Consider the following 25,268-nt stretch of genomic DNA (forward strand, 5'->3'; position numbering starts at 1 on the left):
GGCTTCGAAGCGACCACCAGCCTGGACACGATGCTCGACGAGGTCGTCCCATGGGTGACCCAGGCCGTACACGACGGACGGCTGTGACGACCCTCTTCGCCGAGCCGGTGCGGGTCGCGCAGACCCGCACCGGCCGCTGGCGGACCGTCGCGCTCGGCGTCGCAGCCGTCGCCCTGGGCACCGCGCTCGGTCTCCTGCGCCAGCCCGGCGCCGGCGCGCTCGACACGATCTGGGCCGAAGACGGCGACGTCTTCCTCGGCGAGGCCGTACGCCAGGGCCCGCTCGACGCGCTCGTCACGTCGTATGCCGGCTACTTCCACGCCGTACCCCGCCTGATGGCCGCGGTCGCGTCGCTCTTCCCGGCCGGCGCCGCCTCGGCGGTCCTGGCGCTGGAGGCGGCGCTCGCGGTGTCCCTGCTGGCCCTGCTTGTGTACACGGCCAGCGGCAGCCACCTCACCGGGCAACTCTCCCGCGTGCTCGTCTCGGCCGTCGTCGTGGTCGTCCCGCTCGCGCAAGGCGACGTGCTCAACTCCATCGCCAACTTCCACTGGTACGGCCTGTACGCACTCTTCTGGGTGCTGATCTGGACACCGTCGCGGCCGGCCGGTCGCGCGGTGGCCGTGGCGGTGACGTTCCTCGTGGCGGCCAGCGACATCATCGCCGTCGTCTTCGTCCCGCTCGCCCTGTGGCGTGCGCTGCGCCGCTCACCCGGCCGCGACCGGCACGGCATCGCGCTGGCCGGCGGGCTCGCGGTGGGGCTGCTGGTCCAGTTCGCCGGCCTGCTGGGCGGTTCGAGCGAACGCGACCTCGCCCCCGACCCCGTGCTCGCGGTCACCGGCTTCCTGCTGCGCGCGGTGCCCGCGCCACTGATCGGCGAACGCTGGCTCGGCGACAGCGTCGACACCCGCTGGGTGGCCCTGGCCGCGGTCGCCTGGCTCGTCGTGGCGGCCGCGCTGCTCGTCGCATACACCCGGCGCACCCGCCCGGCCTGGACGCTCGCCGTCGTGGCCGGACTGCACGCCGCCGCGCTCTACATGGTGCCCGTGCTGCTGGCCGGCACGGCCACCCCGCGCTACGCCGTCGCGCCCGCGATGCTCGTGGTCACCGCGCTCGTGGCACTGCTACAGCCGGCCGGCTCACGGCTGCCGCTGTACGCGCTCACCGCCCTACTCACGCTGATCGCCGCGGTAAACCTCCGCGTCGACAACCTCCGTGCGGATGGTCCACAATGGAGTGACGAGCTGGACGTCGTCCGTCAGGAGTGCCAGCGGGTACCCGGGCAGAATGTCGAGGTGGCCATACCGCCCGACTGGACCACCTCGCTTCCGTGTTCGTACCTGTCCCGTTGACCACCGCACCGGAGATGTCGTGATCTCGCGCCTTGCTGGAAAAGCCAACCAAAGGCTGGAGGCCTTCCGGCTCCAGCGCGAGCTACGCCGCCGCCAGCCACCGGCGTTGCACACCGCACCCGAGTCCAGGACGCCCACCGTCTACTACCTCGGGCCCGACCTCGACCTGCCGATCGGCGGCATCCGGGTCATCTACCGGCATGTCGACGCGCTACGGCGGATGGGCGTCGAAGCCACCGTGCTGCACGGCACCGACGGCTTCCGCAGCACGTGGTTCGAAAACCAGACCCGCATCGAGTACACGTCGCAGACCCGGATCGGCCCGGAGGACCTGCTCGTGGTCCCGGAGTGGTACGGGCCGACCCTCGACCGGATCCCGCGCGACATCCGGGTCGTCATTTTCAACCAGCGGGCGTACGACACCTGGGACTACGTTCCGTACGGCGAGACCGGCCCGGGCGCCCCATACGCGGGGCACGACAACATCCGCGCGATCCTCACCGTCTCGCGGGACAACGCCGACCTCCTCGAGTATGCGTTTCCGCAACTGCCCGTGCACCTCACCCGCAACGCCATCGACCCGGCACTCTTCCACCCGGGTGAAGGCCCGCCCGGACGGCGGATCTCGTTCACCACGACCCGCCGGGCACGCGAGCGCGCGCAACTCCTGCACATCCTCCGCTCCCGCGACGCACTGCGCGGCTGGGAGGTCGTGCCGATCGAAAACCGCACCGAGCGGGAGACCGCGGAGATCATGCGGGGCAGCGCGATCCATCTCAGCTTCAGCGACCGCGAGGGCTTCGGCCTGCCGCCGGCCGAGGCGATGGCGAGCGGCGCCTACGTCGTCGGCTACCACGGGCTGGCCGGCCGCGAGTTCTTCGACCCGGATTACAGCACCGCGGTCGACGACGGTGACCTCGTCGGCTTCGCCCGTGCCACCACCGAGGCCTGCGCGTCGTACGACGCCGATCCGGAAGGGTTCAGCAAGCTCGGCCGGACCGCCTCCGAGCGGGTGCTGGCCCGATACTCCGCGGAAGGGCTGGCCGAAGACCTGCGCGCCTTCTACACCGCGATGGGCTTCAGCCCTCGGTGAGCGTGCCGTCGACCTCGGTATAAACGCTGCCGGAGCGGGGGCACACAAACTGGCCGTCGCCCTTGGCCACCAGCGGCTCGCCGGCTCGCCCGACCCAACCCACCCGCCGCGCCGGGACACCGACGACGAGCGCGAAGTCAGGCACGTCTTTGGTCACGACCGCACCGGCGGCGACGAGGGCCCACCGGCCGATCCGCACCGGCGCCACACACACCGCCCGGGCGCCGATCGCGGCGCCCTCGCCCACCACCACGCCGACCGCCGTCCAGTCGTCGCCCCCCTTGAGACGGCCCTCCGGAGTGACCGCCCGCGGGTACTCGTCGTTGGTCAGCACCGCTGCGGGCCCGATGAACACCCCGTCGGCGAGCTCTGCCGGCTCGTACACGAGCGCGTAGTTCTGAAGCTTGACGTTGTCGCCCAGCCGGACGCCGGGCCCCACGTACGCCCCCCGGCCGATGACGCAGCTCCGCCCCACGACCGCGTCTTCGCGCACCTGGGCCAGATGCCAGACCCGGGTGCCGGCCCCCACCTGGGACCGCGGGTCTACGTCCGCAGTCGGCGCGACGACGGCGTCGGTCATGTCGGATCCTCCCGTGCCTGCTGCTTGTCCGGCGTGAGCCTACTGTCGGAGGTGATATACGCGGAGTCGCCAACCCGACGCGGCGTCGGGACCGACCGGACCGGGCGCACTGCCGACCGCGCGGAAGCGCCGCCGAGTGTGCGAGTGGCATCGGCCGACAGGTTCGACCGAGCCGCCAAACATACCGGTGACCTGCTTTTCTCTGCCGGATTTCCGTCAGTGCGCTGGCCCGTGCGGGCGCCGGGACGATAGCTTGCCGGAGCGGATCACGGTCCGCCATGCCACGGCGCAGGTGGTTCGTGGCACAAATCCTTCTCACGGACCGAAACGGGACATCTGTGACCTCACCTGTCACGGCCACCGAGCCAATTGGCGTGGCTGTCATCGGCGCCGGCTACTGGGGGCCCAATCTCGTACGCAACTTCCAGTCCTCGAGTGCCTTCCGGCTGCGGTGGCTGTGCGACCTCGACGTGGAGCGGGCCCGCCGGGTCCTGGGTGGATACTCCACGATCCAGGCGACCGCCAACCTGACCGAGGTGCTCGCCGACGAGAGCGTCCAAGCGGTGGCGATCGCCACACCCGCCGCTACCCACCTCGACGTGGCGATGGCCGCGCTCCGCGCCGGCAAGCACGTGCTGGTGGAAAAGCCACTGGCCGCCAGCCACGCCGAGGGGCGCCAGCTGGTCACTGAGGCGGAGCAGCGCGGGCTCACGCTGATGTGCGACCACACCTACTGCTACACGCCGGCGGTCCTGCGCATCCGCGAGCTTGTGCACGGCGGCGAGCTGGGCGACGTGCACTTCCTCGACTCGGTCCGGATCAACCTGGGGCTCGTGCAGCGCGACATCGACGTGCTGTGGGATCTCGCGCCGCATGACCTTTCCATCCTCGACTTCGTGCTGCCGCCGGGCGTGCGCCCGGTGTCCGTCGCGGCACACGGTGCCGATGGGATCGGCGCCGGCCGGGCCTGCGTCGCCTACCTCACGCTGCACCTCAACACGGGCGCTATCGCGCACATCCACGTCAACTGGCTCTCGCCGGTCAAGGTGCGCACCACGATCGTCGGCGGCTCGAAGCGGACGCTGGTGTGGGACGACCTCAACCCGTCCCAGCGGCTCTCCCTCTACGACCGCGGGGTCGACGTGGCCGGGCCGGACGAGCTCGCCGACGACCAGCGGCGAGACATGCTGATCTCCTACCGCTCCGGCGACATGATCGCTCCGGCGCTCGGCGAGCGTGAGGCGCTGCGCACGATGGTCGAGGAGTACGCGCGGGCGATCCACAGCGGCACTCCGGCGTTGACCGACGGGCGGGCCGGCCTGCGGGTGCTGAGCATCCTCGAGGCCGCGTCGCGTAGCCTCGCCAGCGGCGGCACCATGATCGACCTTGACGAGGAGGACCTGTGACTTCCGCGGTGCAGATCGAGGGGACGCGGGCGCTGGTCACCGGCGGTGCCGGCACGATCGGCTCGCACGTGGTCGACGAGCTCGTGCGCGGTGGCGCGGCAGACGTGGTCGTGCTCGACAACTTCGTGCGCGGCCGCAAGGACAACCTCGCCTGGGCGCTGGAGCACGGCCCGGTGCGGATCGTCGAGGGCGACATCCGCGACGCCGCGCTGGTGCGCGAGCTGACCAAGGGCAACGACCTCGTCTTCCACCTCGCCGCGATCCGCATCACGCAGTGCGCCGAGGAGCCGCGCCTGGCCAACGAGGTGCTCGTCGACGGCACGTTCAACGTGCTGGAGGCGGCCGCGGCGGAGCAGGTGCGCAAGGTGATCGCCTCGTCGTCCGCCTCCGTGTACGGGCTGGCCGAGGAGTTTCCGACCACCGAGCGCCACCACCCGTACAACAACGACACGTTCTACGGCGCGGCGAAGGCGTTCAACGAGGGCACGCTGCGCAGCTTCCACAGCATGTACGGGCTGGACTACGTGGCGCTGCGCTACTTCAACGTGTACGGCCCGCGGATGGACATCTACGGCCTCTACACCGAGGTGCTGATCCGCTGGATGGAGCGGATCGAGTCGGGCACTCCCCCGCTGATCCTCGGCGACGGCCTCCAGACGATGGACTTCGTGCACGTGGCCGACATCGCCCGCGCCAACGTGCTCGCGGCCCGCGCCGACGTGACCGACACCGTGTACAACGTGGCCAGCGGCACCGAGACGAGCCTCAAGGAGCTGGCGGCGGCGCTGACCGAGGTGATGAAGTCCGACCTCGCGCCGGAGCACGGCCCGGCCCGCGCGGTCAACGGCGTGACCCGGCGGCTCGCGGACACCTCGGCGGCGCTGGACGAGATCGGCTTCAAGGCGGAGATCGGCCTGCGCGAGGGCCTTCAGGGCCTGGTCGACTGGTGGCGGGGGACGAAGTCGTGAGCGCGAAGATCCCCGTGATGATCCCCATGCTCGGCGAGGAGGAGGCGCAGGCGGCGGCCGAGGCCGTCCGTTCCGGCTGGGTCGCGCAGGGCCCGCGGGTCGCCGAGTTCGAGCGGCGGTTCGCCACGCTCGTCGGCGCCGAGCACGGCGTCGCGGTCAGCTCCTGCACCACCGCGCTGCACCTGGCGCTCGTGCTGCTGGAGATCGGCCCCGGCGACGAGGTGATCGTGCCGTCGCTGTCGTTCATCGCGACCGCCAACGCCGTGCGGTACGTCGGCGCCACCCCGGTCTTCGCGGACGTCGAGCTGGCCACCGGCAACCTCACCGTCGAGACCGTCGACGCGGCACGCACCCCGCGCACCCGGGCGGTCATCGCGGTACACCAGGGCGGCGTGCCGTTCGACGTCGAGGCGCTGCGGAGCGCGGCCGACTCGTGGGGCGTGGCGCTGGTGGAAGACGCGGCCTGCGCGGCCGGCTCCACGGCGTACGGCAAGCCGGTCGGCGCCGGCGCGAAGGTGGCCGCGTGGTCGTTCCACCCGCGCAAGGTGATCACCACCGGCGAGGGCGGCATGCTCACCGTCGACGACGGCGACTGGGCGGTCCGGCTGCGCCGGCTGCGCGAACACGGCATGAACGTCTCGGCCGCCGACCGCCACGCGAGCACACAGCCGGTCCTCGAGGCCTACCTGGAGACCGCCTACAACTACCGCATGACCGACATCCAGGCCGCCGTCGGGCTCGTACAGCTGGGCCGGCTGGCCGGTCTGGTCGCCCAGCGCCGCGAGCTCGCCGCGCGCTACCAGGAGCTGCTCGCCGACCTCGACGGCCTCGTGCCGGTGCGCGACCCGGCGTACGGCGAGACCAACTACCAGTCGTTCTGGGTGCTGCTGGAGTCGTTCCCGGTCGGGCGCGACGAGGTCCTGTCCGAGCTGGCCGCGGCCCGCGTATCGGCGCGGCGCGGCATCATGGCCGCTCACCTGGAGCCGGCGTACGCGGACGTCACCCCGGCGCCCCTGCCGGTGACCGAGCGGCTCACCCGCGACTCGCTGATCCTGCCCCTGCACCACGCGCTCACCGAAACCGACCAAGACCACGTCGTCAGCGTGCTGCGCAAGCTGGCCGGAAGATGAGGGATCTGGTCATCGTCGGCGCGGGCGGCTTCGCCCGTGAAACGGTGGCCGCCGTTCGCGCCATCAACGAGGTCCGGCCCGCGTGGCGGCTGCGCGGCCTGCTCGACGACAACCCGGCCCTGCACAGCACCACGCGCCTGGGGGTGCCCGTGCTCGGTCCCCTGGACGCCGCCGCGGAGACCGACGCCGCCGTCGTGGTGTGCGTCGGCAACCCGCGTGACCCCGGCGTGCGGGAGCGGGTGGTCGACCGGCTCGGGCTCGCCGCGGACCGGTACGCGACGCTGGTGCACCCGGCCGCACAGATTGGCGCCGGCAGCCTCATCGGGCCTGGCACCGTACTGCTGGCCGGGGTCGTGCTCACCGCCGATGTGACCGTCGACGCGCACGTCGCCGTCATGCCACACACCGTGCTCACCCACGACGACCGGGTGGCCGCCTTCGCCACCATCGCCTCCGGTGTGCGGGTCGGCGGCGGGGTCACCGTCGGCCGCGGCGCCTACCTCGGCGCCGGCGCGCTGATTCGGGAGTCCGTTACTGTCGGCGCGCACTCGCTTGTTGGCATGGGCTCGGTCGTGCTCGCCGACATCCCGCCTGGCGAGGTCTGGGTCGGCAACCCGGCCCGACACCTGCGCCCGGCGCATGCCGCATCGCTCTTCAAGGAGAAGACGCAATGAGCAACATCCCGCTGGTCGACCTGGCCGCCGCGCATGCCGAGGTCGCGGAGGAGGTCGAGGCCGGCTTCAAGCGGATCATCGGAGGCACCGCCTTCATCGGTGGCGCCGAGGTGGCCTCCTTCGAGGAGGAGTACGCGGCGTTCACCGGGGTGCCGCACTGTGTCGGCGTGGCAAACGGCACCGACGCGATCGAGCTAGCGCTGCGGGCGGTCGGGGCGGGCCCCGGCAGCGAGGTGATCCTGCCGGCCAACACGTTCATCGCGACGGCGGAGGCGGTGGCCCGGGCCGGCGCCCGCCCGGTGCTTGTCGACTGCGACCCGGACACTTACCTGATCGACGTCGACGCGGCGCTGGCGGCCGTCACTCCGGCGACCCGCGCGATCGTCCCGGTCCACCTGTACGGCCAGCTCGCGCCGGTCGAGCGGATCCGGGCCCGGCTCGGCGGCAGCGACGTGGCGATCGTGGAGGACGCGGCCCAGTCCCAGGGCGCGACCCGCTTCGGGCGCGGCGCCGGCGCGGACGGCATCGCCGCGACGAGCTTCTACCCGGGCAAGAACCTCGGCGCGTACGGTGACGCCGGCGCGGTTGTGGCGGCCGATGCGGAGCTCGCGAAGGCGGTGCGGACGATCGCCAACCACGGCGGGCTGGCCAAATACACGCACGACGTGGTCGGCGTCAACAGCCGGCTCGACGCGCTCCAGGCGGTGGTGCTGCGGGCCAAGCTGACCCGGCTGGCCAGTTGGAACGAGGCCCGGCGGGCGGCCGCCGCCCGGTACCACGCGCTGCTGGAAGGGCTCGACGTCGTGCGCCCCACGACGCTCGAGGGCAACGAGCACGTGTGGCACATCTACTGCGTGCGCGTACCCCGCCGGGAAGAGGTGCTGGCCAAGCTCCACGCGGCCGGCGTCGGCGCGGCGATCCACTACCCGGTGCCCGTGCACCGCACCGGCGCCTTCGCCGGGCTGGGCCTCGGCAAGGGCTCATTCCCGCACGCCGAGCGCATCGCGCCCGAGCTGCTCTCGCTGCCCATCTACCCGCAGATCACCCCGGCACAGCAGGAGCGCGTGGTCCGGGAGCTGGCCGCCGCACTCGGCTGAGGCAGGACTCCGTGTACGTATCGGTCCGGGATCGACCCGCCGGAGAGTCGCAGACAGGGGGCGCCGTCGCGCGTCGGGTCTCGTCGACCGTGATCCTGCTCGGCGTCGTCAGCCTCCTCACCGACGTCTCCTCGGAGATGGTCGCGTCGGTGATGCCGCTCTACCTGACGGCGGTGGTCGGGCTCAGCCCTGCCGCGTACGGCTTTTGGGACGGCATCTACCAGGGCGTGAGCGCGGTCGTCCGGATCGCCGGCGGATACGCGGCCGACCGGCGGGAGCACCCGAAGCTCGTCGCGCTGGTGGGGTACGGCGTCTCCGCGCTGAGCCGGATCGCGCTGCTGCCGGCGCAGGGGTTCGCCGCGATCACCGCCGTCACCAGTGCCGACCGGCTCGGCAAGGGTCTGCGTACCGCGCCCCGCGACGCGCTCATCGCCGCCTCGTCCGACCCGGCCACGCTCGGGCGCTCATTCGGCGTGCACCGGACGCTGGATACGCTCGGCGCGGCGCTCGGGCCCCTGCTCGCGTTCACGCTGCTCTGGCAGGTGGCCGACAGCTACGACTCGGTCTTCGTGGTCTCGTTCGGCTTCGCCACCGCGGGCGTCGCGGTACTCCTGCTCCTGGTCCCCAACCTCCGCACGGCGGCCAGCGCGACCCGGGTCGGGCTGCGGCGCGTGGCCCGCGAGCTGGCAGGGCGCTCGCTGCGCCGCCCGCTGATCGCCGCCGGCCTGCTCGGCCTGCTCACCGTCGGCGACGGCTTCATCTACCTCTCGCTTCAGGACCGGGACGACTTCGCCGCGCTCTACTTCCCGCTGCTTTACATCGGCACCAACGTCGCCTACCTCGCGCTGGCCGTGCCGTTCGGCCGCCTCGCCGACCGCGTGGGCCGCGCGCGCGTCTTCGTCGCCGGCCACCTCGCGCTGGTGGTCGGTTACCTGCTTGCCGCCCGCCCGGCCGGTGGGGTCGCCGCGACGCTGGCCGTGCTGGCGCTGCTCGGCACGTTTTACGCGGCTACCGACGGGGTGCTGCCCGCGCTGGTGAGCCGGCTCGTGGCAGCGGAAACCAGGGGCAGCGGCATCGCCGCCGCGCAGACCGTCGTGGCGCTCTCCCGCTTCGCGGCATCGCTCGGCTTCGGCATCCTGTGGCAGTTCGCGGGCCGCGGCGCCGCGCTGGTCATCGTCTCCGTCGCCCTGTCCGCCGCCATCCCGGCCGCCGTCATGCTGCTTCGCGGCATCGACCGGCGCCCACCGCTAGTGGATTCGATGGTGAAATCATGAGCCAGCGCTGGCGGATCGCCGTCCTGGTCGCCGTCCTCCTCGTCACCGCCGCTGGCGCGAGCGGCTTCGTGCTTAGCGAGCATCGCGCGCAGGAGCGGAAGGAGGCGGCCGCGCCGGATGTGGCAGTCCGCGACGACGTCGACGCCCTGCGCGGCGAGCCGCACCTGGTGTTCCGCAACACCGCGCTGGGCAACGGATACGGCGAGGTGGCGATGGTGCCGCTGCGGGCACCGGACGGGTCGCGCGCGCTCACCGGCGCCACCTGCGACCGGGTGTACGCGACGGCGGCAGAGGCGGTCTGTCTCACCGCCGACCGCGGGATCGTCACTACCTACCAGGCGAAGCTGCTCGGTCCGGACTGGAAGCCCACACAGGATCTCCCGCTGACCGGGATACCGAGCCGGGCCCGGCTGTCCCGGGACGGCAGCCTGGTCGCGACGACCGCTTTCGTTTTCGGCGACTCTTACGCCAACCCGGGCCAGTTCTCCACCCGGACCGTGGTCACCCGGGCCGGCGGAGACGTCGTAGGTGACATCGAGACGTTCCGGCTGACCGTCGGCGGGAAGACCGTCACGGCGATCGACAAGAACCTCTGGGGCGTCACGTTCGTCGACGACGACACCTTCTACGCCACCGCGGCCTCCGGCAAGAAGACCTGGCTCGTCCGCGGCAGCCTTTCCGCGCGTACGGTCACCGCGCTGCGCGAGGACGCCGAGTGTCCCTCCCTGTCGCCGGACGGCACCCGGATCGCGTTCAAGCGCCACGGCGACCTGCCCGCCGGGCAGTGGCGACTCGCGGTGTACGACCTCGCGAGCGGCCGCGAGACGGTGCTGGCCGAGACCCGGAGCGTCGACGACCAGGCCGAGTGGCTCGACGACAGGACGATCCTCTACGGCCTGCCCCGCGGCGGCGCGTCCTCGGCCAGTAGCGACATCTGGCAGGTGCCCGCGGACGGCACCGGCGCGCCGCGGCTGCTGGTCAAGGACGCCTGGTCACCGGCCGTCGTGCGCTGACGGCACCGCGCCTCAATCGGCCGTCGCGCCGACCGTGCGCAGGGATCGCAGCACGTGACGCATCCGGTAGCCGAGTAGCGCGATCGTCGCTACCGCAGCCACTCCGGCGATCGCCAGCACGACCACGTCGATCGAACTGAGCCGCCCGGCGACCAGCGACACCGCGGCCACCGCCAGCGCGCCGGCCACCGGCAGCGCCAGCCGCCAGGTGAACGCGCCAGGCGGTATGCCCACCCGGCGCATCTCGAACAGGTAGATCGGCAGCACGACGAGCAACGCGACCGCCACCTGGGCGGCGCCGGCGCCCCAGAGCCCGCCCGCATTCGCGCCCAGCCAAAGCGCTGGTACGAGCGCTACCAGCCAGATCACCTGGACGGTGAAGACAACCCGGGTGTTCGCGATGACGACGAAGTAGTCGTAGATCAGCTCGAACACGATGCGGGCGGCGGCCAGGACGGCCAGCCACACGAGCACGGGGGCGGACGGCTGCCACACACCGCCGTACACGAACCGGATGAGCGGGTCGGCGACCGCGGCGAGCAGCACGCACGCGGGCAACGTCACAGAGGCGAGGAGCCCGGCGGTGGAAAGGAACGCGGTGCGCATAGCGGGCGCGTCCCCTTGCAGCCGCGCCAGGGCCGCCGGCGCCACCGCGCGTACCGGCTGGGAGAAGATGCTGATCGGCCAGTTGGAGAGGTTGACGGCGAGCACGTAGTAACCAAGCGCCACCGGACCGAGCAGCGCACCGACCATGAGCCGGTCAACGTTGGTCGCGGCGAAGACCACGATGCTCGAACCCGCCAGCGGTAACCCGAAGCGCAGCAGCTCGCGTGCCTTGCGGCGGTCGAAGCCGAAGCGCAGCCCTTCCGGCGCGAAGCGGAAGAACAGGATCGCGCCGGCGATCGCGCCGGTGAGCTGGCCGATCGCCAGGCTCATCGCGCCGAGGCCGGCCAGTGCGCAGCCGATCGAGGTCAGCGCGCTCGACCAGTTGGTGGTCAGGTCGGCGACCGTCTTGCGGTCTTGCCGAAAGCCCCGCTGAAGCAGCGCCACCGGCGTCGCGACCAGCCCGCTCACGATCACGCTGAGCGCCAGTACGCGGACCACCGGGGTGGCGGTGGGGTCGCCCATCGCGGAGGCGAAGAATGGTGCGCCGAAGAAGCAGCCGGCGTACACGAGGCAGCTGGCCACCACCGAGACCGTGGCCACGGTCGGGGCGATCTCCTTGGGCTCCCCCGGCCACCGCACGATCGCGAGGCTCACGCCGAGCTCGTTGAAGCTGAGCACGGCGAGTAGCGCCACCATCGCGACCGCGAACGTGCCGAACGCCTCCGGACCCAGGATGCGGGCCAGCGCGATGCCGATGACCAGGGTGCTCAGCCGGCCGAACGCGGTGCTGGCGAAACTCCAGCCGAGCGCGCGACCAGCCTTGGCGAAAAGCGACGCGTCCTCGGCGACCTTGAGGCTCACCGCGCCCGCCGGAGCCGCTGACGGACCGACTCGGGCATCATGTCGGCGGCCGCCTTGTGCGCCGCGACCCGGGCCGCCTCACCGATCCGGCGAGTGGGCGGCTGATGCTGCGCCAGCGCCCGGGCGTACACCTCGGCGAGCTTGTCGGCCGCCGCCTTGAGGCTGAACCGCTCGAGCACAAGGCGCCGCGACCACCCACCGAGGCGACCGCGAAGCGTGGGATCGGCGGCCAGCACGCGGATCTGCTCGGCAAGCGGGCCGGCGTCGAGATCACCGTCGCCGATGCCCCAGAAGCCAGCGCTGAGGAAGTGGTCGAGCGTCTCCGGGGTGCACTCCCGGGAAAAGCCCTCGATGCCGAGCACGACCAGCGGGTGGCCGAACGACATGGCCCGCAGCGCCGAACCGCCCATGCCGAGCGCGATGTCCATCGCGGCGTACGCGGGTCGCGGGTCCTCCAGCGCGCCGGGCAGCAGCACGGCCGGGCGGCCGAGCGCTTCGTTGACCTTCGCCGCCTCGGCTCGCAGCTCGCCGGCGGACGGCCCGGTGCCGACCACCACCAGCCGCAGCCGCTCGTCGTCTAGCCGGCTCAGCGCGGCCATGGCCCGCAGGATGCCCTCGGCCTTCATGTCCGGCTCAAGCCGGGAGACGACGCCGAGCAGCAGCTCGTCATCGCGGATGCCGAGCGTGTCCCGGAAAGCCTGGCCGTCGACCGCTGTGACGTCGTCGGCGTCGGTGTTGACGGGTGGCTCGATCAGCGTCGGCCGCGCCCGGAACGCCGCCGCCTCGTCCACCAGCTCCTGGGTGCCGACGATCAGCTCGGGATAGCGGGGCAGCCAGCGCGGCACCGCCATGCCGTAGATGGTCACCACGACCGGGAGGCCGAGCCGCAGGTGTGGCCCGTCGAACGCGTCGAGGGCGAGCGGGAACTCATACACGTGCACCAGGTCCGCGCGGTGTGCCTTGGCCGCGGCGGTAAGGCCGCGGGAGACCGCCCGACGGTACGGCACCACGGCTCTGTGCCGCTCCACCGGATGCCGCACCAGGCTCAACGGCAGGCCGGCTGACCTGACCATCTCGGCCATCGGCCCGGGCACTCCGGTGTGGACGCCGAACACGGCCACATCGTGGCCGTGTTCGCGCATCGTGAGTGCGAAGTCGAGGGCGTTCAGCTGGCTGCCCCCCAGCTCGAGATGGTGCAAGCCGACGAGCAGCCGCATGTCACTCTCCCGCTAGGAACCGGTGGGTTTGAAGATGACGTCGACCCAGTAGTTGTGGTTGGAGGCGGCGCTCGGGTGACCGCCGCCGGAGCCGTACAGGTAACCTGCCGCCGTCATGGGCGCGTGCAACGGTACGTTGTCGACGCCACCGGCTTGGAATGTGTTGACGTCCACGGCGTACCAGCCGGATGGCGTGTAGTAGGACACCGTGTACGCGGTGTTGGGCGTGATCGTCACCGGCTCGTCGAAGATCAGGTTTTGCCAGCCGGAGGCGGTCTCGCCGACGAACGTCCCGGTGGCGCGCCGGGTGCCGGTGGCGTCCCACAGCGAACCGGTGTGGGTTCCGGTGTTCTGCGGGCCCTTGTAGAACCGTACGCCCAGCACCTGTCCCGCCACCTCCGACCGGAACGTCATCCCCAGCTCGATGGGGCTCCGGTCATCCCACTCCACGTTCTGCGGCGTGGCGTTGGTCGGGAAGAGCGTGAGCGCGCCTTCGGGCAGCGGCACCGGCGGCACGGTCGGCGTCGGGCTCGGCGAGGGCGTCGGGCTGCCGGTCGGGCTCGGGCTGGCCGTAGGGCTGGTGGTCGGGCTTGGCGACGGACTGCTCGTGGGAGAGGCGCTCGTGCTCGGGGTCGGCGTCGCCGACGGCGTCGGCTCGGGGTTGCCACCGCCCGAGGGCATGAACAGCGGGTCGACCCAGTAGTTCGACGAGTTGTACGAATTTTCCGGGAACGTGTCGCCGCCGTAGGCGTACACGCCGTTGGCGCCGCCGGGCGCGCTCAGCGGCCCGTTGGTCCATGTGGAGCCGAAGAAGTTTGTGTTGATCGCGTACCGGCCGTTCGGCGCGAAGTACGACACAACGTACTCCGTGCCGGCGGTGACGTTCAGCGGGTCGAAGAGCGCCGTTTGCCAGCCGGAGCCGCTCCCCTCCCCGAACGTCACCTGCCGTAGGCGGCTGCCCGTCGAACTCCAGATGCTGCCGGTGTGCGTGCCGGTGTTGCCCGGGCCCTGGTAGAACCGCAGGCCGATGAGCTGGCCGTTTTGCGACGGCGTGAACCGGACACCGAGCGTCACCGCCGAGCCGTCGCTCGCCGCCGCTGTGGCGGGCGTGGCGTCGGCCGCGAAGAGCCGCGCGACGCTCGGGTCCACGTCGGTCGTGAACGACCAGGTCTCACTGACGTCGTTGCTCTGGGTGTCGCTGGCGGAGACGGTCGCGGTGTACTCGGTCGCGTGCGCCAGCGGCGCCGACGGCGTGAACGTCACCGTCTTGGTGCTGTCGTTGTACGCCTTCGTGCCGGCGATCGTCTGGTTGGCCGGGTTTTTGAGCGTGAACTGGACCGACGCCGAGACCACCGACTTGGAGAACGTGGCGGACGGCTTGACGCTCGCCGCCACGCCGGAGGCGCCGCCGAGCGGGGTGGTCGACACCACGACCGGCGCCGAGCTGCCGCTGTCGGTGAAAAGCACGTCGACGTAGTAGTTGGTGTCCTGGTACGTCTCGGTCGGGAAGCCCGCGCCAAGGCCGTAGACGCCGTTGCCGCCCTCCACATCGGACGCCCGCGGGGCCACGAGCGGGCCGGCGGAGTGCGCGTTGAATGTGAAGAAGTACGGATCCGCCGCGTAGTGGCCGTTCGGCGCGTAGTACGAGGCGACGTAGGTGCGCCCCTCGATGACCGGCACCGCGGGCGAGAAGTTGAGCGTCTGCCAGCCGGTCGAGGTCTCGTTGCCGAACGTGCCGGTGGCGAGCAGCCCGCCGGTGGCGTTCCACAGCGTGCCGGTGTGCGTGCCGGTGTTACCGGCGCCCTTGTAGAAGCGGATGCCGGAAATGTAGCCGCTGGTCTGCGGCACGACCTTGACGCCTACCTCGACCGGCGAAGTGTCGCCGACCGCCGGGTTCTCCGGCACGCGGGCGCCGAAGAGCGTCGACTTGCCGGTCAGGTTGATCTGGCGGGTGGCCGGCACCGGCTGGATGTTGGCGCTGTCGTCGATCGCCCGGATCTTCAGGGTCTGGGTCGTCACACCGCTGGTGTAGAACGCGTACGACCACGAAGTGGTGCCGTTCGCCGGGTGCCAGGTCGTGCCGCCGTCGGTGGAGACCTCCACGCCGGCGACCCGCCCCCCGGTGTCGGCGGCGGTGCCCTGCACGGTCACCTGTGCGCCGTTGGCGAACGTGGCTCCCTGGGCCGGCGCGGATACCGTCACGGTCGGGGCGGTGGTGTCGGTGGAGGTGGTCGCCGCGTCCAGCTCAGGCATCCGGGTGGCGGGCAGCGCGCCCATGTCGGCGAGCAGGTTGACGGTCGCCTGCTGCATCCGCTCGTCGGGCGGCGACTGCACGCCGTCGTGCAGCTCGTCGAGGCCCCAGGCCCACTGGATGCTGCCGGCGGAGAAGACCAGAGCGCCGCTCTGCGCCCGGTACAGCGTCAGGTTGTGCGTCGTGGTGCCGGGCGTGACGACGCTGCCGAAGTCGCGCAGGTACTCCGGCGTCTCCCCCACCGTCTTGGAGAGCTTGACGAGACCCTCCGGACGGAAGCCGTTGTCGATGTCCTCATTGGACTCGTAGCCGACCGTGTTCGGCGCGAGCGTGGCCACCTGGTTGCCGGTGAGGGCGTCCAACCCGGTGTTGCGCCAGAGCCGCATGTCGCCCTGTTCGGCCGGCACCTGGAGCGACAGGCTGGCGTTGTTGGACTGGAACATCGTGCCGGTGAGCGCGTTTTCCGGCTTGCCACCGTTGGACGGCGGGCTGAACCGCGGGTCCCGCCACGTGCCGGTCCACTCGGACGACGGGTCGATCTTGTCGTTTGCCCATGTTTCCTTGTAGCAGACCAGCGTCCGGTACGCGTTGCCCGCGCCGTCCACACTGGACTCCCAACGGGTCTTCCAGTAAACCTCGTTACCGCTGAAGAACGCGAGGCTCACACCCGCGTCGCGGGCCGCCTCCACGTTGGCCCGCTGCTGGCCCGACCAGTACTCGTCGTGGCCCACGGACAGGAAGACCTGGTGGTTTTGGATCAGATTGCCGCGACGGTCGGAGTCGACGCCGGTGGTGTAGCTGATGTCGTACCCGTTGCGCTCGAGGAAGCGGATCATCGGATACTCGTTGCTGAACAGGTAGTCGCGCGAGGTCACGCCGCCCCGGGTCGCGAAGGGCCGGTTGTAGCTGAGCTTGTAGGCCCGCCCGTTGTCCCCACCGCTGTAGAAGTTGGCGCCGCCGTAGCTGTTGTAGGCCTGCCAAGTGGTGTCGGAGGTCTGGAAGAACAGCGCCGAGTTGCTCGCGTCGTTGCGCACCACGAAGGGGATGTGGCTGCCGTCGCTGGCGCCGGGCCGCTGGAGGCGCGCGACGTAGACGCCCGACACCATCGCCGCCGGAACGTCCCAGAACGCGGAGATCCCCCACGTGCCGCAGTCGTAGATCTCGGTCGTCGTGCTGGTCACGCAGGGCGGCTGGTTTTGCGGGAGCGATGCCGACACGGTGACGTTGTCCGCCACCTTGCGGGCGCCGTCGCCGTCATACCAACCGAGCCGGTAGATGTCGACCTCGTACGAGTTGGCAGTGGTCTTGATTTTGAAGTTGACCCGCTGGCCCGCGTTGACGCTGATGTCAGTGGCGAAGCCTTGGATGGCCGCGTCGCCGACACCGTCGACGTCCCACTGGTCGCGCGGCGTGCCGTCCTTGCTGTTTTCGCAGACGATCGGATTGACCACCGGGTTGCATGGGTCGGCGGCCGCGAATGCCGCCGGCATCGCGATGAGGCCACCGCCGGTGAGCACGAGCAGCGTCGCGCTGGCGGCGAGCACGATGCGGCGCGCGGTCGGCCGGAGCCCCGCGTACCAACGGAGTGCAATCGAAGCGATCGAGAGGCCGCGCTGGCCAATGCCGACCAAGCCCTTCACGACGGACCGCACGCGATCCGCCCACACCGCCGTCATCCGGATCTTTCCGGTCCCCCCAGACCGTATGTCCGTCCCATCACCGTGCTTGGTGCCCACGCAAGCTCACTCTCCACGATTTAGCTGGCAGCCGGATCATGATCCCCCGCGGCCTCTGCGGACGTTAACGGCGCGAAGGGGCATGGGGCAATGAGGCGACCACCCATAACGCGACACCAAGACGGCGTGGAGAACTCAACCTTAGAGACAGACCTGGGTGGGCGAGCGACAGGTTTCCGACAAACGCGGGCGCGCGGCTTTCTGACGATACCAATAAAGCGTTACGGCCGTCGATACACCGGCGCGATCCTGATCACAGCGTCAGCGACCCGCTCCGCATTGTGCGTGTCATCCCGCTCCGGCCGTTCGGTGAACGACACGACCGTCGAGGTCCGCACGGTGCGCGCGGGATGTGTGAGTCGCCACACGGCGCCACAGACGCCCATGAGGAGGAATACCGTCAAAGCGAATGTGGTGAACCACAGGGAGTCGACGGTGGCGGCCACGAGCAGCGAGACGACCTGCGCCGAGATCAGTGCCGCGCACAGGTGCCGGTCTTCCTCGATCGTTGAGCGCCGCCAAGCGATCGCGGCCAGGACGATGGCGGTCAGGTGCATCAGCGCGAAGACGGTGACACCGATCAGGCCGCCAGTGACGAGCGTGTAGAGCCACTGGTTGTCGAGGACGAGTCCGTCGTAGAGCTCCGGCACGAGGGTATTGGGCCCGCGCCCCAGCCAGGGCCGCTGGGAGAACCAGTGACCGACGAGCTCGTAGTCGTCGGTGCGGCCGGAGATGCTCGGGTCTTCCTCGGCGCCGGTGAACATGTAGCTGACCGTGCCGAGCAGGCCGGGCCGGACCACCATCATGCCGGCCATCGTCGCGACCGCAAGCAGGAGCATGTTGTATCGCACTCGCCAGTTCCAGGCGATCATCATGACGACGAGAACGGCGGCAAGCGCCACGACACCCGTGCGGGAAATCGACATCGGCACCGCGACCGCGGTCAGCAGAGCCACCAACCCGGCGAGGTAGCGGTGCCGCTTCAGCGCGGCGTACCGCGCGAAGTGGATGGCGAAGGGCAGGGCGACCGCCATGAGCGCGCTGAACTCGATGTAGTGCGCGGCGGTCGAGGCGACCCGGAAGAACTCGCCGGTGCCGCGCTGGGACAGGCCGATGATGCCGCCCTTGACCTCCAGGCCCGGCACCACAAGGTATTCGGCGATGTTGATTTGGGTGGTCGACTGGATGATCCCGATCGCCGCCATGTAGCCAGCACACCAGACGAAGACGCGGAGGACGCCTTTGAGCCGGTCCCAGTTGGGAATGCCGTCGGCGACGACGAGCGCCACGCCGAGAAACTGGAAGAGTTGGAGCATCGCGAAGTTTTGTGCGTTTGCCTCCAGCGCAGGCAGGCCGCGCAGCAGGCCGGCCAGATAGGAACCCATCGTGCCGGCCAGGTAGAAAAACGCGGCCCAGCGGATCGGCTGCGGTCCGGTCATCACCAGCCGACGGTTAAGCCGGGTCAGCGCCCACCACACGAAGAGGGCAAACGCTACGAGCAGGGCGGGACGCCCGGCGAACGACATGTTGGGCACGATCAGCGTGCCTGGAATCAGGTAGAGCAAGCAGATCATCACGCTGACCACGGCGGCCACGTCGATCCGGGCACGGCGCCGCCGCGTCGCGTATGTGCTTTCGGCGACCAGCGACGGCTCGAGGTCGACCGGGTGGAAAGCGTAAGCGGTCAACGTTCCTTGTTCTTGTCTTGACCGGTGCGCCACGAGACCTGGGACAGCGGAAGGACGATCGTGCTGTCGACCTCCTCAGCCGGCTGCTGGATGCGGACCGTCTCCCCGCCCACCGAGCCGTTGGGCACCTTCGCCCCATTGCTGCCATTGGTGCTGCCATTGGTGCCGTTGGTCCCGTTGAATACCTTCGCCCCCTTGGCGGCCGCGCTCTCCGCGGCGGCCGCGCTCTCGTGGGTGCGCCCAGTGCCGTTGCTCTGCCGCACGCGGGTGAACAGACTGCTCCGCGCGGCGCCTGACTCGCCAACTGTCGCGTTGCCCATCGAGATGACCATCGTGGAGTCACCGCCGGAGTCGACGGATCCGGGGCGGGCCGGACCGGCGCCGCTCGCCGAGTCGTCCGGCTTCCTGGTCTTGGCGCCATTCTTCGTACGGCGGCGCAGGAGCGCGTCGAGGCCGATCGAGACGCCGACACTGATCATCAGGGCGATGCCGAGGCCCACGATCATCACACGCTTCTTCTTCGACGTGATGGCCACGACCTTGTCGCCGTTGTCGAGCGGGAGGGTGGTGATGGACGTGGCGCGGGTCGCGCCGAACTGCTGCTGCTGTGCCACCACGAACTCGTCGAGGAGTTTCATCAGCCGCTGCACCGTCGCGGTCGCCTGGGCCGGCGTCGAACCGACCGCCTCGATGGTGAAGTAGGTCGTGCCGTACTCGACGGCGATGGTGAAACTGTCCGTATAGCCATCTTCCACAAGCTGTTCGAGCACAGGCTCGTCCTGCGCTTGGAGGATGACCGCGGAGCCCAGGGCGGCGAACCCGAGGTCGAGCCAAGGGTTGGTGGGCTTCTTCACCGCGCCTTCGCCGGTCGTCGAATTGGGCGGCGGGATCATCTGGAGGTGACCGACGGCACTGTAGTCCGGCTTGATGTTCTTCGTCATGAGGAAGACGGCCAGAAGCGAAACGACCAGCAGTGGGGTGAACACATACCAGCGCCGGAACAGCATCCTGGTCAGATCCCAGAGATCCACAGTGTCCTCTCGATTCGCCACAGCACACACATCTAGAGCCCGTAACCCTGCGCGAATGCACGATTACCCGGCCGCCTGGTCCGACAGGCTAGAGACAGGGTACGCGGCCAGGGAAGGGCTGCCCAGAGCCTCGATACGAGGGGGTCGGACACCCGACGCTTGGCTTGACCCGCCAGACCAGGCCCATAAGATAGATGCTCATCGTTGAGATCTGGTCGTCACCACCCGTACAGATATCCAACCAGATAGTCCGGTGCGGGCGGAACGTGTGTCGGTTAGCCGTCACCGCTTGGCCGGTCCCGCCGCTTGCCCACGCGTCTACAGTGAGCCCCATGTGCCTGAACCCGCCGCCGGCCTGCTGAGATGCGCGGCTTCCTGGCCGTCTCGGTGAGCCCCGGCGGGCCTGTGGCGGCGCGCGTCCCGCACCCCGGCGCGCTCGCCCTCATGGCCGGCCCGCACGCCGGCGCCACGACCGCTCCGACGCCAGACGGCTGGCTCGCGTTCACCGCCGCCGAGCCGGACGACCGCCTCGGCACCGATCCGGCATCCGGCTTCACCGTGCGGCTCACCCGCTCGATCCGCGACCGCGAGGGCGACCTCGACACCGGCCGTCTCGCCGCACTGCTCGGCGGCGAGGTCTCCACGACCGGCGAGGCGCTGGCCGCCATCCTGCCGCCGTTCGCGGGCGCGCACCTGGCCCACACCGGCGCGCCCGTGCGCCTGGCCGGCGACTGGCTCGGCCTCCGCCAGCTCTTCTGGTGGCAGGGCGAGGGCGTCGCCGCGGTCTCCACCAGCGCCCTGGCCTTGGGCGCGCTGGCCGGCGACGGCCTGCACGCCGGCGCGCTCGGCGTGCAGAGCCTGATGGGCTGGCAAGTCGGCCTGGAGACGGTTTTCACGGGCGTCACCAAGCTCGGCCCCGCCGCCGTCGCGGAGCTCCGCGACGGGCGGGTCACGGTCGAGCGGTACGCGACCGAAGACCTCGGTCTGGACGCCGCGCCCAGTCTCGACGCGGCGGTCGACGAGATGGCCGAGATCCTCCGCGCGTTCCACCGTGCCTACCTGACCGACCACCCCGATACGGTGCTACAGCTCAGCGGCGGCCAGGATTCCCGGCTTCTGCTCGGCGCTGTGCCGCCGGAGCTGCGCCGCGGGATGGCAGCGTTCACTTTGGACACCCGCGGCGGCGTCGAGTCTCGGGTGGCCGTCCGTCTCGCCGCGCAGTGCGGCCTCGCGCACACCGTCCACCGGACCGACGAGCGGCCACCGGTCGACGCGGCGGCCGGGCACCGCGCGGCACGGGCCGCCGCCGCCGCACTGGATGCCATGGCCAGCCCGATGGCCCTCGCCCCGCTCGCGCTCATCGAGGCTGACCTCGATCAGGGGCACCGGCTCTCCGGCGCCGGTGGCGAGCTGGCTCGCGGCTTCTACTACCCGGGCCAGCCCCGACACGCCGAGACCGACGAGCGGATGGTCCGGCGGCTCGCTGAGTGGCGACTGTTCACCAACGAGACCGCCGAGCCGGACGCGCTCGACCCCGACTTCGTCGCCGCCGCCCGGACCTACGCGCTGGCCGCCGTGACTCAGCGATTCACGGCGTACCACCGGGACTGGCTGCGTGCCACCGACGACTTCTACCTCTGGGACCGGATGGCGCGGTGGGCGGGCGCGCAGGGCACGCCGGCAGCGGTCGACCGTTTCTTCGTCAATCCCTTGCTGGACCGGCGCTTCGTGCAGCTGGCGCTGGCGGTCGCGCCGGATGACAAGCGCGACTCGCGGCTCACCGGGCGGCTCATGCACCGCCTCGACCCGGGGCTCGCGGCGGTGCCGCTCGACTCTGGGCTGGTGCCGGCGCGGCTGGGCCGGCCAGGGTTCGCCACCAGCGTGGCCGTCGCCCGGGTGACCGCCCGCAAGACGGTCGGCAAGGTACGGCAGCGGCTGGCCGGCGCGCGCCGCACCCAGCTCGGTGCCGCCGACGTCGCCGCGCGGGTGGTGGCGCACTGGCGTGCCGCGCCCGATGCCACCGCGCCGCTGCGCCGGGCCGGCATGGTGCGCGAGGCGTGGCTCGACGAGCTGCTCGACGGTCGCCGCGACGCCCTGCCGGCGACCGTCGCGTTCCTGATGAACACGCTCGTGGCGACGGAAGCCGTCGAGCTGAGCCGGGTCTCCGGCACCAATACGGCCGGTGACCCGGCGGTATCGCACTTCGGATAGTTCGCGCACGCCGGTGCGGCCCGGCGGGCGCGCGGTTGATGCCGCTCGATAGAGGGAGGACACGTGTGCGGTCTGGTGGGTAGATGCGCCCGGGCCACGGCCACCGTCTCCGCGGACGAGATCCTGCGCGCGCTCGCACCGATCCGGCACCGCGGCCCGGACGGCGACGGCGTGTGGACAGATCCGGGCATCGGGCTGGGGCATGTGCGCCTGTCGATCCTCGACCTGAGCACCGCGGCCTCGCAACCGATGGTCTCCTTCGACGGCCGGTACGCGCTCGCCTTCAACGGGGAGATCTACAACTTTCGCGAGCTGCGTGACGAGCTGATCGCGCAAGGTGTGGAGGTGCACTCCACCGGTGACACCGAGGTGCTGCTGTCGCACATCGCGCTGCACGGCTGCGCCACCACTTTCGCCAAGCTGGAGGGAGACTGGGCGGTCGCCGTCTGGGACACCCGCGACGAGTTGCTGACGCTCGGCCGGGACGTGCACGGCGTCAAGCCCCTCTACTACGCGCCGGGCCCGGACGGCAGCCTGCGCTTCGGCTCCGAGCTCAAGGCGCTCATCGAGGTCGGCTCGACCGCCAGCGAGCCGAGCCCTGCCGCGGTCAACGCCGCCCTGCTCGGCTATTCGGTCACCTGGGGCGACCGCACGCTCTACCGCGGTGTACGCGCCGTGCGCCCGGGCGAGCAGCTCACGTTCGACCGGTCCACGGGGCGGATCGAGCGGCGCTTCTTCGCCCGCGTGGTCGACTGGGTCGACGACGACCTGTACCGCGAGCTGCGCGCCGCGCCGGCATCCGAGGTGGTCCAGCGGGTCGAAGACGCGATCACCGCGGGCGTCCGCTCCCGCCTTGTCAGCGACGCCCCGCTCGCCTGCCTCGCCAGCGGTGGTGTCGACTCCAGCCTGATCGCCACGCTGGCTAGCCGGGAGCGGTCCGACCTGCCGCTTTACCACGCCGACGTAGCCAACGACAGTGAGCGACCGGCCGCTGAGGCGCTGGCCGCGGCCCTCGGGCTCAAGCTGCACACCGTGCGGGTCACCGACGCCGACATCATCACCGCGATCCCGGACGTGACCTGGTACAACGACGGGCCGCTCATCTACCACCTCAACGCGCTTCCCTTCTACGCGGTCTGCGAGCTCGCCGCCGCCGACGGGATCAAGGTGCTCCTGACCGGTGAGGGCAGCGACGAATATCTGATCGGCTACCCCAACGAGGCCCTCAAGCCCGTGCTCGACCTGATCGACCGGGTCAAGGCGGTGCCGCGCTCGTGGCTCAAGGCGCTCTCGCCGAAGGCTGCCCAGCTCTTCTGGCCGAAGTCGGACGACACCTTCGAACACCGCCTCCTCGAGCTCAACTCGGCCTTCGAGGCGGGCATCGTGGCCGATCGCAGCGCCGCCGCGCTGGGCACCGCTATGGGCCGCCGCGACCGCCGCTCGCGCATCACCTCGCTCAACCTCGCACAGTCACACCTGGTCTCGCTGCTGCACCGCAACGACCGGCTGGGCATGGCGTGGGGTCTGGAGGCGCGGTTCCCGTTCCTCGCACCGGAGTTCGCCAAGCTGGCCGTCAACCTGCCCGACCGGTACAAGCTGCGCCGCACGCTCCGCGCGCACGACAAGCGCCACCCGTTCATCATCGACAAATGGGCGATCCGCGAGGTGGCTGCCCGCCGCCTGCCATCGGCGCTCTCCGCCCGGCCCAAGCGCGGCTTCCCGGTTTCCATCAACCGCCGGCTCTCGGTCTCGCCGAAGTTCTTCGCCGACGGGTTTCTGGCCGACCTGTACGCGCTGGACGAGGACGCGATCGCCACCGCGATCAGCGACGGCCCGAGCGACTGGCTGACCCGGCTGATCCTGCTTGAGGTCTGGGGGCAGATCTTCTTCCGGGGCGCCAGCCGGGACGCGATGCGGGAGACGCTCCTCGCGCACACGCAGACCGCGGTGCCCGCGGGTCACTGAGCGGGTCACTCGGCGAAACAAGCCGGCCGGGCCTTCGCCCGGCCGGCTTTCCGCTGTGCGAGATCAGGACTGTGGCTTGACCGGGCCGGAGCCGTCCTGCCAGGAGTTGCCGCTCCACACGTTTCCCTGGTGGAACTCGAACGTGGCCACCGGCCCGTAGTAGCCGCACTTCGGACCGTACTTCTTCCCGAACAGATTGTTGACGTACCGGATGTCGGTGCCGATCGGGAACGGCTTGGCCGAGGTTGAGCCGCCGTAGGTGCAGTAGCCACCGTTGGTATTAAAAAGGTTGCGCTCGATCAGTGCGTTTTTGATCGGCTCGAAGTCGCCGTAGAGCGAGAGGGCGGCCGAGCAGCCCTCGCTGTCACAGACCAGGTTGTTGTGGATGATCTTGTAGTTGCTGCCACCATTGGAGCCGATCGCGGTCTGGTGGGCGCCGTCCACGTACACCCAGCCGTGCAGGTATGAGTCTTCTATATGCACGTTTTTGCGCATGTTTGCACCGCGACCGGTGCCGTGGATGTGACAACGTATGCACGTGTAGTCGTCGTTGCCGATGGCAGCCTCGCCGTTGGGGTCGACCTTCCCGCCACCGTCGATCTCGACGTCGATCAGCTTCAGCCCAACCAGGCTCCAGTCGGTCTTGTACGTGCCGCCGACCTTTCCCTTGACGAGCGAGCGGGTGATCGTAACGTTCTTACCTTCGATCGTCAGTCCATTGGTGAATCGGCAACCGTCCAACTTGATATTGCTTTTCGTCACGTTGTTGGCACAGTCGCGCAACTTTACGCCCGTGTGCTTGTAACCGGTGCAGTTTTCGTCTGGGAAACGCGGAAAGCGAGGACAGGCCGAATTGCCGCCGGACGACTCCGTCTTCCCGGCCGACGAGGCAGACGGGCTCGCTGACGCCGACGCGCTGGGGGCGGCGGCGAACCTTCCCTGACCGTCCGGCACCGGCGTGGCGGTGGAGACCTGCCCTTCCTCCTGCGGCGACGTCGCACCGGCCGTCGGCTCTCCACTGCTGGCGGGCGCCTCGAAAACCCTGACGGTCAAACGGACCAGGCCAAACGTGACCGCCAGCGCGATGACCGTGCCCAAAACCGCAAGCATCACGTTTC

18 protein-coding genes are annotated in these 25,268 nt (G+C 70.5%); 11 read left to right on the plus strand and 7 right to left on the minus strand.

The genetic code is table 11. From position 1 onward, the window contains the following. Positions 1 to 83: 83 nt before the first annotated feature. Together ACTMTJ_RS22845 and ACTMTJ_RS22850 are read left to right on the plus strand one after the other, a co-directional pair. Entirely contained in the window at positions 84 to 1,349 is a 1,266-nt protein-coding gene (locus tag ACTMTJ_RS22845) for a hypothetical protein (protein WP_441219736.1), read from the plus strand. A gap of 19 nt (positions 1,350 to 1,368) precedes the next feature. Next, positions 1,369 to 2,442 (plus strand): glycosyltransferase family 4 protein, encoded by a 1,074-nt coding sequence (locus ACTMTJ_RS22850; RefSeq protein WP_441219737.1) that lies wholly within the window; start codon positions 1,369 to 1,371, stop codon positions 2,440 to 2,442. On the opposite strand, the gene ACTMTJ_RS22855 is transcribed toward ACTMTJ_RS22850, so the two are convergent. Beyond that, positions 2,429 to 3,022 (minus strand): acyltransferase, encoded by a 594-nt coding sequence (locus ACTMTJ_RS22855; protein WP_441219738.1) that lies wholly within the window; start codon positions 3,020 to 3,022, stop codon positions 2,429 to 2,431. The genes ACTMTJ_RS22850 and ACTMTJ_RS22855 overlap by 14 nt on opposite strands. Positions 3,023 to 3,396: 374 nt before the next feature. Here ACTMTJ_RS22855 and ACTMTJ_RS22860 point away from each other — a divergent pair, with 374 nt between their 5' ends. The 7 genes from ACTMTJ_RS22860 to ACTMTJ_RS22890 are packed head-to-tail and all read left to right on the plus strand — an operon-like array spanning position 3,397 to position 10,584. Beyond that, positions 3,397 to 4,428, plus strand: a complete 1,032-nt coding sequence (locus ACTMTJ_RS22860) for a Gfo/Idh/MocA family protein (protein ID WP_441219739.1) — start codon at positions 3,397 to 3,399, stop codon at positions 4,426 to 4,428. Continuing rightward, positions 4,425 to 5,396, plus strand: a complete 972-nt coding sequence (locus ACTMTJ_RS22865) for an NAD-dependent epimerase/dehydratase family protein (RefSeq protein ID WP_441219740.1) — start codon at positions 4,425 to 4,427, stop codon at positions 5,394 to 5,396. Before ACTMTJ_RS22860 ends, ACTMTJ_RS22865 begins: the two co-directional genes overlap by 4 nt. Next, positions 5,393 to 6,526, plus strand: coding sequence for a DegT/DnrJ/EryC1/StrS family aminotransferase (locus ACTMTJ_RS22870; RefSeq protein ID WP_441219741.1), 1,134 nt, complete (start codon positions 5,393 to 5,395; stop codon positions 6,524 to 6,526). The genes ACTMTJ_RS22865 and ACTMTJ_RS22870 overlap by 4 nt, the downstream gene beginning before the upstream one ends. Then, the gene (locus ACTMTJ_RS22875; protein ID WP_441219742.1) at positions 6,523 to 7,200 is read left to right on the plus strand and encodes a NeuD/PglB/VioB family sugar acetyltransferase; all 678 of its coding nucleotides are present in this window, start codon (positions 6,523 to 6,525) and stop codon (positions 7,198 to 7,200) included. The genes ACTMTJ_RS22870 and ACTMTJ_RS22875 overlap by 4 nt, the downstream gene beginning before the upstream one ends. Then, positions 7,197 to 8,297: a DegT/DnrJ/EryC1/StrS family aminotransferase gene (locus ACTMTJ_RS22880; RefSeq protein WP_441219743.1), complete on the plus strand. Its 1,101-nt coding sequence runs from the start codon at positions 7,197 to 7,199 to the stop codon at positions 8,295 to 8,297. The genes ACTMTJ_RS22875 and ACTMTJ_RS22880 overlap by 4 nt, the downstream gene beginning before the upstream one ends. An 11-nt stretch (positions 8,298 to 8,308) precedes the next feature. Next, entirely contained in the window at positions 8,309 to 9,571 is a 1,263-nt protein-coding gene (locus ACTMTJ_RS22885; protein ID WP_441219744.1) for an MFS transporter, read from the plus strand. Further along, the gene (locus ACTMTJ_RS22890) at positions 9,568 to 10,584 is read left to right on the plus strand and encodes a TolB family protein (protein ID WP_441219745.1); all 1,017 of its coding nucleotides are present in this window, start codon (positions 9,568 to 9,570) and stop codon (positions 10,582 to 10,584) included. The genes ACTMTJ_RS22885 and ACTMTJ_RS22890 overlap by 4 nt, the downstream gene beginning before the upstream one ends. Before the next feature lie 12 nt (positions 10,585 to 10,596). On the opposite strand, the gene ACTMTJ_RS22895 is transcribed toward ACTMTJ_RS22890, so the two are convergent. From ACTMTJ_RS22895 to ACTMTJ_RS22915, 5 genes are all read right to left on the minus strand, one after another. Continuing rightward, positions 10,597 to 12,051, minus strand: a complete 1,455-nt coding sequence (locus tag ACTMTJ_RS22895; protein ID WP_441219746.1) for a lipopolysaccharide biosynthesis protein — start codon at positions 12,049 to 12,051, stop codon at positions 10,597 to 10,599. Continuing rightward, on the minus strand, positions 12,048 to 13,268 hold the full coding sequence (locus ACTMTJ_RS22900) for a glycosyltransferase family 4 protein (protein ID WP_441219747.1): 1,221 nt from the start codon (positions 13,266 to 13,268) through the stop codon (positions 12,048 to 12,050). Before ACTMTJ_RS22900 ends, ACTMTJ_RS22895 begins: the two co-directional genes overlap by 4 nt. A 12-nt stretch (positions 13,269 to 13,280) precedes the next feature. Beyond that, the gene (locus ACTMTJ_RS22905; protein ID WP_441219748.1) at positions 13,281 to 17,195 is read right to left on the minus strand and encodes a DUF4082 domain-containing protein; all 3,915 of its coding nucleotides are present in this window, start codon (positions 17,193 to 17,195) and stop codon (positions 13,281 to 13,283) included. A 281-nt stretch (positions 17,196 to 17,476) separates the two neighbouring features. Then, the gene (locus tag ACTMTJ_RS22910) at positions 17,477 to 18,943 is read right to left on the minus strand and encodes an O-antigen ligase family protein (RefSeq protein WP_441219749.1); all 1,467 of its coding nucleotides are present in this window, start codon (positions 18,941 to 18,943) and stop codon (positions 17,477 to 17,479) included. Beyond that, positions 18,940 to 19,995 (minus strand): hypothetical protein, encoded by a 1,056-nt coding sequence (locus ACTMTJ_RS22915; protein WP_441219750.1) that lies wholly within the window; start codon positions 19,993 to 19,995, stop codon positions 18,940 to 18,942. The genes ACTMTJ_RS22910 and ACTMTJ_RS22915 overlap by 4 nt, the downstream gene beginning before the upstream one ends. Before the next feature lie 342 nt (positions 19,996 to 20,337). On the opposite strand from ACTMTJ_RS22915, the gene ACTMTJ_RS22920 reads away from it, so the two are divergent. Beyond that, on the plus strand, positions 20,338 to 22,185 hold the full coding sequence (locus ACTMTJ_RS22920) for a hypothetical protein (protein ID WP_441219751.1): 1,848 nt from the start codon (positions 20,338 to 20,340) through the stop codon (positions 22,183 to 22,185). A 63-nt stretch (positions 22,186 to 22,248) separates the two neighbouring features. Continuing rightward, complete coding sequence (gene asnB, locus ACTMTJ_RS22925; RefSeq protein ID WP_441219752.1) at positions 22,249 to 24,150, plus strand: asparagine synthase (glutamine-hydrolyzing); 1,902 nt, start codon at positions 22,249 to 22,251, stop codon at positions 24,148 to 24,150. A gap of 63 nt (positions 24,151 to 24,213) precedes the next feature. On the opposite strand, the gene ACTMTJ_RS22930 is transcribed toward asnB, so the two are convergent. After that, positions 24,214 to 25,263 carry a hypothetical protein gene (locus tag ACTMTJ_RS22930; protein WP_441219753.1) on the minus strand — a complete coding sequence of 350 codons (1,050 nt, stop codon included), beginning with the start codon at positions 25,261 to 25,263 and terminating at the stop codon, positions 24,214 to 24,216. Positions 25,264 to 25,268: the final 5 nt, after the last annotated feature.

This window comes from Phytohabitans sp. LJ34 (assembly GCF_052068095.1).
Classification (GTDB): Bacteria; Actinomycetota; Actinomycetes; order Mycobacteriales; family Micromonosporaceae; genus Phytohabitans.